Raw genomic sequence first — 13,636 nt, forward strand, 5'->3', positions numbered from 1 at the left:
GGTTGTAGGCGTTCGGGGAAGCCTCTTGTGCTGCGTCCAGCCGAGAAGGTTCCCGCCGTCAGGAGCTCTTGCTCGTTGTCGTGGCACTCGGGCGCACGGCCTGAAGCGTCGCACCCACACTGACAAAGAGACTCAGGAATAACGCCAAGATTCCCGCAACGGCAGCAATCGTGTAGCTCGCTGGGACAGGAACCGTATCGACCACCGGCTCCATATAGAACCAAAAAGCCCGTCCGACGTTGATTCCCAGGAGCAGGATCAACCCCGTCAGCACCCACGCCGCTATGGCTACAATAGTCATCCGCATCGTTCCCCCCAAGCCTCAGGATGTTTGTAGGCGACCCTACACGCTCAAGCTTGCCCGCACTGCCTGGCGACAAGTTGAGCATTGGCCTGACTCCACGAGTTAACCATGCTGGGACCGCCGTGGCCTTCTCCTTCGTCGATGATGAGCGTTGATGCAGGCCAGCGACGATGCAGCTCCCATGCGGTGATCGCGGGCCCGGAAATATCGCGCCGACCGTGAAGGAGGGTCCCCGGAATATGACCGATGCGTACCATGCCCTCTAGTAGCGGCACCTCGCTAAAGCCCAGATGCGTCCAATAGTGCGAGGTGAGACGGGCGAAGGCCAACCGGTATCTAGAGTCCTCCCACTGGGGATCGCGGACGAGCCCGCCAGCGCCGAGGGAAATGTGCGTGTCTTCCCAGAGCGCCCATTCACGTGAGGCTGCGTCTCGGACCGCCGGGTCTGGGGAACTCAGAAGTTGCGCATAAGCGGCCACGAGCCGACCCACCCCACGCCTGTATCCAACTCCGCCGGCTTCGGCATATGAGGCGAACCGGTCCCAGGCCTCCGGAAAGATCATCCCGACGCCCTCGGTGATCCATTCCACCTCTTGCCGACCTGTTGTCGTGACGGCGAACAGGACGATGCCGTTCACGCGCTCGGGGTGGGCTTGAGCGTAGGCGAGAGCCAGCGTCGAACCCCACGAGACACCATTGAGAATCCAGGAATCCACACCCCGCGCCTTGCGAAGTGCCTCGATATCGGCGATGAGATGCGCCGTGGTGTTGCTCCGCATCGACGTCTCTGGATCCGAGGCATGAGGAGTCGACCGGCCACAACCGCGCTGTTCAAATCCAATGACACGGCTCTGCGACAGCTCAAAGCGTTTCCGATACCCGCTTGTCCCCAGCGTGCCGCCCGGACCACCGTGCAGGTACAGCGCCGGTACACCATGGGGCGCACCCCACTCTTCCCAGTAAATACTCTGCCCCTCACCAACGTCGAGCAGACCCTGAAAGCGTGGCATTTCCTTCATCCCTGACACACTATTTCCCCTCGGCTATGCGTAATGGTCGTCCTCTTGAGGCTATTAGACTTGGTGGCGTCTGCCAGGAAGGCTGACACATTTTGGGGGTAAGTTTTACGTTGCTATCTCAAGACATTGACGACGACGGGCCTGGGCCTCGCCTTGATAGGCGGACGAGGCGGCTGTACGCCTCCGCAGCCTGAGCCCACTCCGGCACAGACTCCGGTTTCAGTCCTTGACCCCAGCTGCCCGGTCCTAGCCCCCGATACCATTGAGGCGCTCAGGATCCCCCCGGGCACCCCCGCCGAAGCCATCGACAGCGTCCTAGCTGCCTATAGTGCCTGGATGAGCGCTGGAAGCGACATCCTCACTGGCTGGCTCGAGACCTCAAGACAGATACCTGAGGTCTGCATCGACGGGCTGGCAGAACAAGGCAGCCTTGCTTATTCTCAAACAATTTTTGTCACCCACACGGACCTTGCGTGGCAGCACTACTATGACGGGCAAAAGCAGCTGACGTCCCAGTCATGACGAAATCTCATGGCTTCCGGGGCTGCGGCACCGGAGAATCAAGGACGCTTTGCGCTCCTCAAGGACATCTCATCGAGCGCCACCGACCATGGCACCTTTCTGAAATTTGATGCGATCTATCATCCAGCACCTGGTAGCCCCACCGATCCCGACGGCTGGTCAGGACTGGCCACGGCAAGCCGTTGGTACGTTGAACTGGTGCCGTTCGATGGCTATCTGATCATCAATTACATCGAACAAAAAGCTGCCGTCGGCTACTAGTCCCGGGCACGACGGTCTCATCCGCCTCCCCACTATGACTCAATCACCCCATTAGACTCAGGGTGTGAATTTTAGTGATGCTATTGCCCTGGAGAACCCGTTCGTTCGGCTTGAACCGCTGTGTCAGGCGCACCACGATGACCTTGTTGCCGCAGTCAAGATCAACGATCTGTGGCGCACGTGGTACACACATATTCCCGGTCCCGACACGATGGCAGCGGACATCATTCGGCGGCGCGCCTTGCAGGCTGAGGGTCGTATGGTTGCCTGGGCGGTCATCGATCCAGCGAGCTCTCGCGCGGTGGGCATGACCTCATATCTGAACCTAGACCCGGGCAATCGTCGTGTGGAGATCGGTTCTACATGGCTTAGCTCGACGGCCCAGGGAACGGGCATCAACGCCGCGGCCAAGTTGCTCCTGCTGCAACGAGCCTTTGAGGAACTGGACTGCCTGGCCGTGGAGTTTCGTGCGCACTGGCACAATCTACAGTCTCGGCGTGCCATCGAACGGCTGGGCGCCAAGCAAGACGGGGTGCTCCGTCATCACACGATCTTCGAGAACGGCACGGTCCGCGACACCGTGGTGTTTTCTATTATTGACGGTGAATGGCCCACCGTGAAGTTTGGACTCCTCGAGCGCCTTGGCATTCACGAGCAGCAGTCCTAGCCGGGAATCGGCGGTTCTTGAGGGTCAGGGCTAAGATGGCTGCGTGACAATTTCTCAGGCGGGCGCAGGCCCCAACAGCTACACAACTCTGGCATCGGGCCCGGATTTCCGCCATGAAATTTCCATCAAACGTTCCCGCTTCATTACCGTGCTGCGCCGCGTTGAGGAAGAATCCTCCGCCCGCGAGCTCGTTGCCGAGCTGCGCCGCGAATTTTACGACGCCCGGCACCATTGTTCGGCTTTCGTCATTGGGGCCGACCGCAGCCTGCAGCGTTCCAACGACGACGGCGAACCCTCCGGCACGGCAGGCACACCCATGTTGGATGCCCTGGTCAAGCGTGTGACCCGTCTCGATCCACAGCCCGGAGAAGCCGCCGCTGATCTTAGTGACGTGTGCGCCGTCGTGGTCCGGTATTTTGGGGGCATCTTACTCGGGGCTGGCGGGCTTGTGCGCGCGTACTCGGAATCCGTCAGCACGAGTCTGGCGTTGGTGCCGCTCGTTCGGCGCGAACGACTCAAACTGTTCACCGTCGCCGTTCCCCACAACGAGGCCGGGCGCCTGGAAAATGAGCTGCGTAGCGCAGGCTACCTCATGACGGGTAATGACTATGACGCCGTCGACACCCATATTGGTCTGACCATGCCCGACGACGCCGGCGTCATTTCCGCGGCCATGGAACGTCTTGCCTCGCTCAGCGCGGGGCGATGCACGCTCACCAGCGCCGGGAGCGACTGGGTCGACACTCCCCTGCGCTAATTCGCATCTCGCGTTGGTACTACTTATCGAAGCGGGCACCTTGAGCCTTTTCCGGCAGGAACGCCAAGACCCAAACGGCGATGAATCCTACGTAAGGCACAAGCCACAGGCATGCCAGAGCGCCACTCAGATTCACGTCATGCAGGCGACGGACCGTCACGGCAACGCTGGGAATCAAACTGGCCAGCATGAAAATGGCCCAGAGACCTAAGATCCAGTCGCCCCCCGTGATATCTGACAGGATGGCAGAAACGACGAAGAGGCCTGTCGTGGCTCCGGCGATCCACCAGTACTCACTGCGGCTGGACCGACCGTTGAAGACCGCGTATTGACTGTAAAAACGACCGAGTGCCTGCATAAATGTCGCTCCCCTGATCGGCTGGGTACCCAATGTGGGGTTGAGCTGCAGTTGCGGCGCCGCATAGGGCCGCACGGGAGACGGCATGTGTGGAGCGGACTGCTGGGCGGGCGCCTGCGGCGGAGGTGCTGCGGGGCTGAAATAGCCAGGCAAAACCTTGGGCTCTTGCGACTGGTACTCCGGATTCGACATGCGGGCTTACTCCTTGGCTGGGCAATTTCCCCCATCATATCCGTTGAAATGACAGCCCGGGCAGCAGGGCACACCGTTAACGCAGAACGGGTCCCCCACCCGAAGGTGAAGGACCCGTTCAACGCTTGATGCGGTGAATTACCTAGCGGAAATTAGTTTCCGGTCAGCTTTTCGCGCAGTGCAGCAAGTGCCTCGTCGGATGCCAAGGTACCGGCACCGGCTTCAGCAACAGCAGGCTCAGAGGAGTAGGAAGTCCCTGCGGACTCGCCACCTTCTGCGGCGTTGTCGGCAGCTGCATCTTCTGCGGCGTGCTCGGCAACCTGCTTCTTGTGAGCTTCCCAGCGAGTCTGAGCGTCAGCGTACTGCTGCTCCCAAACGGCGCGCTGGGTCTCGTAGCCTTCAAGCCACTCGTTGGACTCGGAATCGAAGCCCTCCGGGTACTTGTAGTTGCCTTCTTCGTCGTACTCAGCAACCATGCCGTAGAGTGCGGGATCGAACTCGGTGGAGTCGACGTCAACACCCTCGTTGGCCTGCTTGAGGGACAGCGAGATGCGGCGGCGTTCCAGGTCGATGTCGATGACCTTGACGAACAGTTCGTCACCAACGGAGACAACCTGCTCGGCCAGCTCAACGTGGCGCACGGCCAGCTCGGAGATGTGAACGAGGCCTTCGATGCCGTCTTCAACGCGAACGAACGCACCGAACGGAACCAGCTTGGTGACCTTACCCGGAACAACCTGCCCGAGGGCGTGGGTGCGGGCGAAGGTCTGCCACGGGTCTTCCTGCGTAGCCTTGAGCGAGAGCGATACACGCTCGCGGTCCAGATCCACTTCGAGAACCTCGACGGTGACTTCCTGGCCAACTTCGACAACCTCGGACGGGTGGTCGATGTGCTTCCAGGACAGCTCGGAAACGTGAACGAGACCGTCTACGCCGCCAAGGTCCACGAATGCACCGAAGTTAACGATGGAGGAAACAACGCCGGGACGAACCTGGCCCTTTTCCAGCTTGTTGAGGAACGTGGAGCGAACCTCGGACTGGGTCTGCTCGAGCCATGCACGGCGAGACAGAACAACGTTGTTGCGGTTCTTGTCGAGCTCGATGATCTTGGCTTCGATCTGCTGACCGATGTAAGGAGCCAGGTCGCGCACACGGCGCATTTCGACGAGCGATGCCGGCAGGAAGCCGCGCAGGCCGATGTCGAGGATAAGACCACCCTTGACCACCTCGATGACGGTACCGGTAACGACACCATCTTCTTCCTTGACCTTCTCGATGTCGCCCCAGGCACGCTCGTACTGAGCGCGCTTCTTGGAGAGAATCAGGCGGCCTTCTTTATCTTCCTTCGTGAGGACCAAAGCTTCGACCTGATCGCCAACGGAAACAACGTCTCCGGGATCAACATCGTGCTTGATGGACAGCTCGCGGGAGGGGATGACACCTTCGGTCTTGTAACCGATGTCGAGCAGAACTTCGTCGCGGTCAACCTTGACAACTACACCTTCGACGAGGTCGCCGTCGTTGAAGTACTTGATGGTTGCGTCCACTGCGGCGAGGAATTCTTCAGCAGTACCGATGTCGTTGATTGCAACAACGGGGGTACTCGTCTTCTCGGGGGTCGTGATGGTCATGTAGTAGGGGCTCCGATGTGGATAGTTGGTTTCGCCGAACCCGAGCCATGCCGCGATTGACCGCTGTATGACCGAAATGAGTCCGGAATTATTATGGTTGCAGGGGTTCCTGCAGAGATATTGACACACGCTCCGCGTTCTCATGCCCCGACCAGGTCGAGTCACTTCACGCATTACATGCCTATTCAGTCTAGTTGTTTGGAACAAGGAGCGCAAAAGTTCACCGGTAGCTTGCCACAATGTCAAAAGTGGAGAACTCGACCCGTCTAATTCTGGGTTCGCAGACGTGGATCCTACTGGCCATCATGCTGATGATGGCCGTTCTCCTGTGGCGTGCTGCCCTGGGTCGTTCGCCACGGGAGATGCTGATCGCCGGGCTGCACGCCCCAATTCAGCTGGCCGCCGTCGCGCTCGTCATTGCCTGGCTCAGCAACCGCGCCGGCTGGGCATTTGCCTTCCTAGCCCTCATGTTTGCCGTGGCTGTATGGATTTCGGGCCATCGGGTGGCTTCCACGGGGCGCTGGCGGATCGCCGTCATCCGCATTGCGATTGCTGTCGTACCCGTCGCCGCACTCATGTTTGTCGCTGGCGTTCTACCCTTCACCGCGCTGGCCATCATTGCCGTCTTGGGACAGCAGATCGGTGGGTCATGTCGGTCGTGACGCTGGCCGGACGACGGGTGCGCGATGAGTTATTACTCCGCAATGGCGAGGTAGAGGCAGCGGTGGCATTGGGCTTTACGTGGCCAACATCACGGCTGATGGCGGCAAAGTCGCTGGCCGGCGTTGCCCGGCGCCTTCGTGGGCATGATCCTCGGTGGCGCTGCTCCCCTCGACGCCGGGCTGATCCAATTGCTCGTGCTCATTTCGCTGCTGCTCGTGAATGCTCTGGCGGCCGCGGCAACACCCTGGCTTGGTTGCCGCCAGACGTGGGACCGTCCGGCCAGGGTCAGCGCCTAACCGCACCTTTTTCGCGGATAAGGAACTGATATCCACCCTAAAGCAGTAAAGGTGCAGTTAGACGATAATGGACGTTCGCACGGGTGGAAGCTTGGCGCCCGCACGAAGCAAGGCGCCTCGAATACGCAGCCCAAGGGCTGAGGGATCGCTCAACTCATGAGGTCCTTTTCACGCTGCCGTTCCTGCGCTATCGCTTCCGCGTGGGGCGATAGTCAAAGTATTTCCCCAGCCGTCAAACTCCAGGATGAGCCGATAGGCGCATAACTGCGCGTGATGTGAACCTTGGGCCCACAGCCCCACGTTCGCAATCCTTGTAGTCGCGCGGCGCTTGTATGCGAGCACACGCCACGGCCGGGCCTCGCGCGGCCCAGGGATCGCCACGAGCGCCGATTATGGATAGCGGCCAGGCATTCACCACTGGTGGAGGATTTCTTGCCGCCGAGGCCCCTCACGGCGGTGACCAGGCCGGCGACCGTGGAACGTTAGAAATGCGTGAGGCAGTGGGGCGAGTGCGTTGGACGCAGGAGCGAGTCCAGACGTGCGGCGGCTTCCGGAACATTCTCCTGCACCCGGCCGGCAGCCATCAGGGTCTGAGTTGACACCCCGCCCAGGTAGAGGCTCGATAGCTCGGCCACCCCAAGGTTTAGCTCGGCGTCCACGGTGTCGGCGAGACGCGTGACCTTGGCTGATCCGCCGTCGACCATCAACCGGAAGACACCCGAGGCATGTCCCAGAGGGTCACCCACATGGAGCGTGATCTCGCCGTCGCCCTCGTAATGCCGGGCGGCTAGGGCGGCCGGAACATCCAGAATGCGCAGCCACAGCAAATCCTCCTGCCGGATCCGCTTGTAGTCGCGTTTGGCGGCCATGGCCCACTCGAGCGGATCCACCTCGGGAGCGTGCGCCCAGGTGATGGCGTCGATCAGGTCCAGGGAGCCCAGGAAATTCCACAGCGCCAGGTACGCATCCTCGGTGGCCGCCAGCAGGTCCACAATCTCGATGGCAGAACGGTTGGGATCCGTGACGGGCTTGTAGCTGACATAGCCGTCGACCACGCCGGCCGCGTTGTAATGCAGCGCGGCCCGAATGTTCTTCACGGCATCGAGGGACTCGAAATTGCCCTGCCCCGAGGCCGTGAACCGGTACCAGTCCTGCCGCCCAATCGAGCCAAAGCGGGAGGCATGCACCTGCGCGAAGACCTCATTGTGCTGCTGCAGAATCGTGCTCGCCTCGGCAACCTCGACCGTGCCCCGCGCCGCCGCAGCCGGGTTATGGAAGACGATTCCGCCCTTGACGGAGACCTCAATGGCGCACTCATGCGTGGCCACACCAAAGCCGAAACGGCCATAGATCGTGGCCTCGGACGCGGTCAGCGCCGCGATCGGCAAACCTGCCGCCTTGGCCTGGGCCAGATCGGAGCTCATCATGGCTCGCAATAAGCCCCGACGCCGGTGGCTGGGCCGGACCGTCACCGCGGTGATTTGGTGCACGGGCAGGAGCGTTCCCCGGCCAATGTTGAGCGTCTTGCGGTGATAGGAATACGTTGCGACCGGATACTCGACACCCCAGGCACCAACGGGAGCCTCCGTGTCGCTCAAATACGCCCCGGTCACGACGCGCCCATCCACCTCCTGGCTTTCCACCAGGCGCCGCGCAATCTCCGGGGTGGGCGCGTTGCCGTAGAAGCCCAGCGACACGGCCTTCATCCAATGATCGATGTCCCCGGGCACCTCCCCGTCCACCGTTCGGACGGGGAAGGAGCGCAATTCGTAGGGAAATGATCGTTGCTGTCGGGTGGAGGTGTCACGCGCTTGGCTCATGGCGTTCCTTTGCTTGGTCGTGCGTGGATTAGTGTCCGGCGTCGTTCCAGCTGGAGCCGACGCCGACCTGGACCTCCAGGGGCACCAGAAGGTCCGCAGCTGCTCCCATCTGCGCGATGACAAGAGCCTTGACGGTCTCGAGCTCACCGGGCCAGATTTCCAGGATCAATTCATCATGGACCTGCAGCAGCATCCGGGATTTGAGTTCCTGAGCCTGCAATTGAGCGGCCACTCCGAGCATGGCGTGCTTGATGATGTCGGCGGCCGAACCCTGAATGGGTGAGTTCAGGGCGATGCGCTCGGCCAGTTCCCGCAGCTGGCGATCCGAGCTGGAGAGGTCCGGCAGGTAGCGGCGGCGTCCCTCGATCGTGGAGGTGAAGCCGTCCTTACGGGCCTGTTCGACGACGCCACGCAGGTAATCACGCACGCCACCAAAGCGGTCGAAGTAGTCCTTGACGAGCGTGCGAGCCTCGTCCACGGAAATCTCCAGCTGCTTGGACAGGCCAAAGCTCGTCAGACCGTAGGCCAGGCCGTACGACATGGCCTTGACCTTGGAGCGCATGGCCGAGGTGACATCTTCCGGAGCCACACCAAACACGTGGGAACCCACATAACGGTGCAGGTCCTCACCCTCGGCATAGGCCTGAATCAGGCCGGCGTCACCGGAAAGGTGCGCCATAATGCGCATTTCAATCTGCGAGTAGTCGGCAGCCAGCAAGCATTCATAGCCCTCGCTGACGACGAAGATATCGCGGACCCGCCGGCCCTCTTCCGTACGGATCGGGATGTTTTGCAGATTCGGATTGTTGGAGGATAAACGGCCCGTCGCGGCAACATTTTGCGCGTAAGTCGTGTGGATCCGGCCATCCTCGGCGAGCGACTTCTTGAGGGTCTCCACCATTTGCTTGAGCTTGGATGCCTCACGGTGCGCCATGAGCTGGGCGAGGAATTCATGCCCGGTCTTTTCCAGCAGCCACTTGAGTGAGGCGGCATCCGTGGTGAACCCGGTCTTGATCTTCTTAGTCTTGGGCAGCGCCAATTCCTCAAACAAGACTTCCTGCAGCTGCTTGGGCGAGCCGAGGTTGACCTCGTGCCCAATCGCGGCGTACGCAGCCTCCTTGGCCGCGTTCATGGCGGTCGTGAAGTCATCCAGCAGCACGGCGAGGCGCTCCTGCGACACATCGATGCCCGTCAGCTCCATGCGGGCCAGGATCGCAGCCAGCGGAAGCTCGAGCTCGCGCAGCAACACGGCGGCACTGCGCTCTTGCAGCAGCGGGGCAAAGTATTCGCTCAACAACAGCGCCACATAGCCACGCTGCACGGCCTCGTCGTACTTCTTCTCGCTTTCGAGCCCCAGATCCAGCTGGCCGGCGTCGGCTGTGGCCTCGGCCTCAAAGCTGACCTTGAGGTGAACCTGGCTCAATTCGGCCAGCTCGTAGCTGCGACGGTCGGGCTGAATCAAATAGCCGGACAGCGAGGTGTCATCGACTACGCCGCCCAGACTCAGGCCACGCACGGACAGCGCCTTGAGCGCTTCCTTGTACTCGTGGACGACCTTGGGCGCGTCCGAGAGCAGCCACGCCGCCAGCGCCGAGTCCAGGGCGGCGTCTGCCGTTCCTAGATCAACCACGACGGCGGATTCCTGACCTACCAGCGCGACCGCGGTCGCCTCGTGCGCCAGCCCCACCTTTTCGGAGACCACGTCCACGGCAACGAGCCCTGTGGTGGCCTCCACCCAGGCGTTCAGGGCGGCGGCGTCGCTCACGAGCTGGTGGGCGGGCACCTCGTGGGTGGCGCCAGCATCCAGGGCTTCCTCCTCGCCGAACAAATCGAAGAGGCGCTTGCGGAGCTGGTTGAATTCGAGGGCATCGAAGAGTTCCTCGACGGCGTCCCGATCTGGGGACTGCAGCACGGTGTCCTCGAGGGCCACCGGAAGCTCCATGTCGCGCAACAGGTGGTTCAGGCGGCGGTTGCGCTTGACGTCCTCGATGTGGGCCCGCAGGGAATCGCCGACCTTGCCGCCGATGGCGTCGATGTTCTCAAAGATGCCCTCGAGTCCCCCGTACAGGTTGATCCACTTGGCGGCCGTCTTGGGTCCTACGCCCGGAACACCAGGGAGGTTATCGGCGGTTTCACCCACGAGGGCTGCCAGATCCGAATAGCGGGCCGGAGAGACAAAGTACTTGGCCTCAACGGCTGCCGCATCCATGGGCGGGATGTCGGAGATGCCCTTTTTGGGGTACAACACCGAGACCTTGTCGGTGATGAGCTGGAAGGCGTCACGGTCCCCCGAGACCACCACAACGTCCCAGCCGGCTGTCTCACCCTGGGTGGACAGCGTGGCGATAATGTCGTCCGCCTCAAAACCATCCACCGAGATCGTGGGGATCCGCATGGCTTCCATGACCTTGATGATCAAATCGATCTGGCCGTAAAACTCCTCGGGCGTCTTATTTCGCCCGCCCTTGTACTCGGTGTAATCCAGCGAGCGGAAGGTGGGTGTGTCCAGGTCAAAGGCGACCACCACGTGGGTGGGCTTTTGCTGGCGGATCATGGTCAACAACATGGCCGTAAAGCCATGGACGGCATTCGTGTACTGGCCCGCCTGCGTCACAAACTTATCCACGGGCATGGCGTAAAACGCGCGGAAGGCCATGGAGTGCCCATCCAAGACAAGCAGGCGCGGCGTTGCGCCTTCCTGGAGTCCGAAGACGGGACTTGCAAGGGGGCTGGGGCTAGCGCTGGACTGGGGGGCCGTTTTGGCAGATTCACTCACAAGTGCCAGCCTAGTCATCATGAGCGATAAATTCACACCGCATCCTTTGGCCGCCGAACTTTTAGCCGCCGGAGTCCCCGTCGAGCTGCACCCCCTCATGAGCCCGCACGGGGTGGGCACCCTCGTGAGCAAGATGGGCATTGTGTTCACGCAGATGAGCATCGAATCAATGGTTGCTACGATGCCCGTCGAGTCCAACACCCAGGTGACGGGCCTGCTGCACGGCGGCGCCCACGTGGTGTTGGCCGAGACCCTGGGCTCCTTTGCGGCCGCTTTTCATGCTGGCGCGGGCAGAAAAGTCGTCGGCATTGAGATCAATGCCACACATCACCGCGGCATTGCCGAGGGCCTTGTGACGGGGACGGCCACGCCGATCCACCTGGGCCGCACCCTCACAACCCACGAGGTCGTGATGCGCGATCCGGCCGGTCGCCGCCTCTCCACCTGCCGCATCACCAACATGATCCTGGACCGCTAACTCGCCCCGTAGAGACGTTAACCAACGACGCCGGGCACTGTCCTTCCGAAATAGCGGAAGGAAAGTGCCCGGCGTCGTACGTTAACGAAACGCTAGAACAGGTGGTTCAAAAGTTCGAAGAAGTTATCGCTAAGGAACGGCACGATCAAGACGATCGCCATGACCACGGCCAGGACACAGAAGCCGAAGCAAATGTAGGAACCCCAACGGGCGGCATGGTTGACGCGGCCGTCGTCGTCGCCGCTGACGGCCGTGAAGCGCACGCCCAACGAGTACATCGTGACAACAAATCCGGCACCGAGAAGCGTCGTGCCAGCCACCGCGACAAAGGACATCCAGTTAATCATGAGTTCTCCTGCTCGGTGTCGGCCGGCGTAGCTGCCGGGGTTGCGATCGGCTTTTCAGCGGCGGGCTTGGGTGCTTTGGAGGCCTTCTTCGGCGCCTGAGCGTTCTCGGCGGCCTTTGTCATGGCCTTGAGCACGGCGGTGTCGGCACGGTCCAAAGCTGTCTGAGCCAGAGCCCGAGCAGCGTCGGTTTCGGCGGCACGCTTGGCGGCCTTGTCGGCAATCTTCTGCGCGGCGCGAGCCTTGGCAGCCAGCTTCTCCCGCTCCTTCTTACTAGGAATGTGCAGCGCCTCGCCGACGGCGTCAACGTCGCTAATGGCGTTGCTGTGATCGACCGTCTCGCGCTGCGAGAGGACGAACATGAACAAGATGGAACTCAGACCGAGGACGGCGACAATGACGATGCCCACGACGCCGGTGCGGATCAGCAGGGCGGCCAGGCCACCAACGATGGCGGCGGCCGGGAGGGTCAGGAGCCAGGCAATACCGATCTTGCCGATGGCGCCCCAGCGGACCGTGGAGCCCTTGCGGCCCAGGCCCGAACCAATCACGGAGCCGGAGGCCACGTGTGTGGTGGAGAGGGCAAAGCCCAGGTGGCTGGAGGCGAGGATGGCGGCCGCGGTGCTGGTTTCGGCAGCGAAGCCCTGAGCAGGCTTGACGTCTGTCAGGCCGGAGCCGAGGGTGCGGATGATGCGCCAGCCGCCGGCGTAGGTACCACCGGCGATCGCAATGGCACACGCAGTGATGACCCAGATGTGCGGGCCGGTTCCTGCGGTTTGCATGCCCGAGGCGACCAGAACCAGGGTGATAACACCCATGGTCTTCTGGGCATCGTTGGTTCCGTGAGCCAGAGCCACCAGCGAGGAGCTGAAGACCTGACCGCGACGGAAGCCACCGCGCTTCTGCGTCAGCTTGTCACCCGAATCGGGATCGGATCGGCGGGTGATGCCGTAGGCGAGCTTGGTGCACAGCAAAGCCACGAGCCCGGCGATGGTTGGCGCGAGAACGGCCGGCAAAAGGACCTTGGAGACCAGAACCATGAAGTTGATGGCGCCGAGGGACCAGGTGCCCACAATGGCCGCACCGATCAAACCACCAAAGAGTGCATGGGAGGAACTCGATGGCAGGCCAAGGAGCCAGGTCAGCAGATTCCACAGCACGGCACCCATGAGGCCGGCAAAGATCATCTCTGGAGTGATGGCGACCCCGTTGGGCCCACCCTCATTGATGATGCCTCCGGAAATCGTCTTGGCCACCTCGGTGGACAGAAACGCACCGACGAGGTTCAGGACCGCGGCTAACGCAACGGCCGTCTTGGGCTTGATGGCTCCCGTGGCGATAGGGGTTGCCATTGCGTTGGCTGTGTCGTGAAAGCCATTCGTAAAGTCAAAGAAAAGGGCCAGTGCTATGACAAGCACGACCATAAAGGTGAGATCCACCCGCGATCCAATCTAAAGAGGGCAAAAACAAGACGGTGAAGAAGTCGAGGAGGATTCGCAGAACGAAGGAATCCAACCGCTACGATCCTACGACGATTTTGCACCATTC

Annotated in this window: 15 protein-coding genes; 7 read left to right on the forward strand and 8 right to left on the reverse strand. The window is 61.5% G+C overall.

What is annotated here, in order from left to right; genetic code table 11:
- Positions 1–58 precede the first annotated feature (58 nt).
- Together CVS30_RS10220 and CVS30_RS10225 are read right to left on the reverse strand one after the other, a co-directional pair.
- The gene (locus CVS30_RS10220) at positions 59–301 is read right to left on the reverse strand and encodes a hypothetical protein (RefSeq protein ID WP_146233383.1); all 243 of its coding nucleotides are present in this window, start codon (positions 299–301) and stop codon (positions 59–61) included.
- Between the two features lie 50 nt (positions 302–351).
- Entirely contained in the window at positions 352–1,323 is a 972-nt protein-coding gene (locus tag CVS30_RS10225; protein ID WP_110485237.1) for an alpha/beta fold hydrolase, read from the reverse strand.
- Between the two features lie 126 nt (positions 1,324–1,449).
- Here CVS30_RS10225 and CVS30_RS10230 point away from each other — a divergent pair, with 126 nt between their 5' ends.
- The 4 genes from CVS30_RS10230 to CVS30_RS10245 all read left to right on the forward strand — a co-directional run bounded on the left by CVS30_RS10230 (position 1,450) and on the right by CVS30_RS10245 (position 3,530).
- Positions 1,450–1,845, forward strand: a complete 396-nt coding sequence (locus CVS30_RS10230) for a hypothetical protein (RefSeq protein WP_110485238.1) — start codon at positions 1,450–1,452, stop codon at positions 1,843–1,845.
- A gap of 9 nt (positions 1,846–1,854) precedes the next feature.
- Positions 1,855–2,106 carry a hypothetical protein gene (locus CVS30_RS10235; RefSeq protein WP_110485239.1) on the forward strand — a complete coding sequence of 84 codons (252 nt, stop codon included), beginning with the start codon at positions 1,855–1,857 and terminating at the stop codon, positions 2,104–2,106.
- 64 nt (positions 2,107–2,170) lie between these two features.
- Positions 2,171–2,773, forward strand: coding sequence for a GNAT family N-acetyltransferase (locus CVS30_RS10240; protein ID WP_110485240.1), 603 nt, complete (start codon positions 2,171–2,173; stop codon positions 2,771–2,773).
- Positions 2,774–2,822: 49 nt separating this feature from the next.
- Positions 2,823–3,530 (forward strand): IMPACT family protein, encoded by a 708-nt coding sequence (locus CVS30_RS10245; RefSeq protein WP_370800799.1) that lies wholly within the window; start codon positions 2,823–2,825, stop codon positions 3,528–3,530.
- Positions 3,531–3,549: 19 nt separating this feature from the next.
- Here the strand turns inward: CVS30_RS10245 and CVS30_RS10250 are convergent, their stop codons facing one another.
- Both CVS30_RS10250 and rpsA read right to left on the reverse strand, forming a co-directional pair.
- On the reverse strand, positions 3,550–4,080 hold the full coding sequence (locus tag CVS30_RS10250) for a DUF805 domain-containing protein (RefSeq protein WP_110485241.1): 531 nt from the start codon (positions 4,078–4,080) through the stop codon (positions 3,550–3,552).
- A gap of 152 nt (positions 4,081–4,232) precedes the next feature.
- A complete protein-coding gene (gene rpsA, locus CVS30_RS10255; protein ID WP_110485242.1) occupies positions 4,233–5,711 on the reverse strand; it encodes a 30S ribosomal protein S1 in 1,479 nt (492 codons plus the stop codon).
- A gap of 248 nt (positions 5,712–5,959) precedes the next feature.
- Between rpsA and CVS30_RS10260 the strand changes: the two genes are divergently transcribed.
- Both CVS30_RS10260 and CVS30_RS10265 read left to right on the forward strand, forming a co-directional pair.
- Positions 5,960–6,373, forward strand: coding sequence for an ABC transporter permease (locus CVS30_RS10260; protein WP_181419767.1), 414 nt, complete (start codon positions 5,960–5,962; stop codon positions 6,371–6,373).
- Positions 6,374–6,496: 123 nt separating this feature from the next.
- Positions 6,497–6,670 carry an ABC transporter permease gene (locus tag CVS30_RS10265; RefSeq protein WP_220033906.1) on the forward strand — a complete coding sequence of 58 codons (174 nt, stop codon included), beginning with the start codon at positions 6,497–6,499 and terminating at the stop codon, positions 6,668–6,670.
- A 482-nt stretch (positions 6,671–7,152) separates the two neighbouring features.
- Here CVS30_RS10265 and CVS30_RS10270 read toward each other — a convergent pair whose 3' ends face one another.
- A complete protein-coding gene (locus CVS30_RS10270; RefSeq protein WP_110485244.1) occupies positions 7,153–8,490 on the reverse strand; it encodes a GNAT family N-acetyltransferase in 1,338 nt (445 codons plus the stop codon).
- Between the two features lie 28 nt (positions 8,491–8,518).
- Positions 8,519–11,284: a DNA polymerase I gene (gene polA / locus CVS30_RS10275; protein ID WP_442319999.1), complete on the reverse strand. Its 2,766-nt coding sequence runs from the start codon at positions 11,282–11,284 to the stop codon at positions 8,519–8,521.
- Between the two features lies 1 nt (position 11,285).
- Between polA and CVS30_RS10280 the strand changes: the two genes are divergently transcribed.
- Positions 11,286–11,744 carry a hotdog fold thioesterase gene (locus tag CVS30_RS10280; RefSeq protein ID WP_110485246.1) on the forward strand — a complete coding sequence of 153 codons (459 nt, stop codon included), beginning with the start codon at positions 11,286–11,288 and terminating at the stop codon, positions 11,742–11,744.
- Positions 11,745–11,836: 92 nt separating this feature from the next.
- Here the strand turns inward: CVS30_RS10280 and CVS30_RS10285 are convergent, their stop codons facing one another.
- Together CVS30_RS10285 and CVS30_RS10290 are read right to left on the reverse strand one after the other, a co-directional pair.
- A complete protein-coding gene (locus CVS30_RS10285) occupies positions 11,837–12,091 on the reverse strand; it encodes a hypothetical protein (protein WP_245934546.1) in 255 nt (84 codons plus the stop codon).
- Positions 12,088–13,527 carry an inorganic phosphate transporter gene (locus CVS30_RS10290; RefSeq protein WP_110485247.1) on the reverse strand — a complete coding sequence of 480 codons (1,440 nt, stop codon included), beginning with the start codon at positions 13,525–13,527 and terminating at the stop codon, positions 12,088–12,090. The genes CVS30_RS10285 and CVS30_RS10290 overlap by 4 nt, the downstream gene beginning before the upstream one ends.
- Positions 13,528–13,636: the final 109 nt, after the last annotated feature.

The sequence above is a fragment of the Arthrobacter psychrolactophilus genome, from assembly GCF_003219795.1.
Taxonomy (GTDB): domain Bacteria; phylum Actinomycetota; class Actinomycetes; order Actinomycetales; family Micrococcaceae; genus Specibacter; species Specibacter psychrolactophilus.

Bases quoted from the DNA above. Each gene is read 5' to 3' on its own strand.
- CVS30_RS10285 (WP_245934546.1), bottom strand. From the start codon at position 12,091: ATGATTAACTGGATGTCCTTTGTCGCGGTGGCTGGCACGACGCTTCTC.
- CVS30_RS10250 (WP_110485241.1), bottom strand. From the start codon at position 4,080: ATGTCGAATCCGGAGTACCAGTCGCAAGAGCCCAAGGTTTTGCCTGGC.
- polA (WP_442319999.1), bottom strand. From the start codon at position 11,284: ATGACTAGGCTGGCACTTGTGAGTGAATCTGCCAAAACGGCCCCCCAG.
- CVS30_RS10270 (WP_110485244.1), bottom strand. From the start codon at position 8,490: ATGAGCCAAGCGCGTGACACCTCCACCCGACAGCAACGATCATTTCCC.
- CVS30_RS10225 (WP_110485237.1), bottom strand. From the start codon at position 1,323: ATGAAGGAAATGCCACGCTTTCAGGGTCTGCTCGACGTTGGTGAGGGG.
- CVS30_RS10220 (WP_146233383.1), bottom strand. From the start codon at position 301: ATGACTATTGTAGCCATAGCGGCGTGGGTGCTGACGGGGTTGATCCTG.
- CVS30_RS10280 (WP_110485246.1), top strand. From the start codon at position 11,286: ATGAGCGATAAATTCACACCGCATCCTTTGGCCGCCGAACTTTTAGCC.
- rpsA (WP_110485242.1), bottom strand. From the start codon at position 5,711: ATGACCATCACGACCCCCGAGAAGACGAGTACCCCCGTTGTTGCAATC.
- CVS30_RS10235 (WP_110485239.1), top strand. From the start codon at position 1,855: ATGGCTTCCGGGGCTGCGGCACCGGAGAATCAAGGACGCTTTGCGCTC.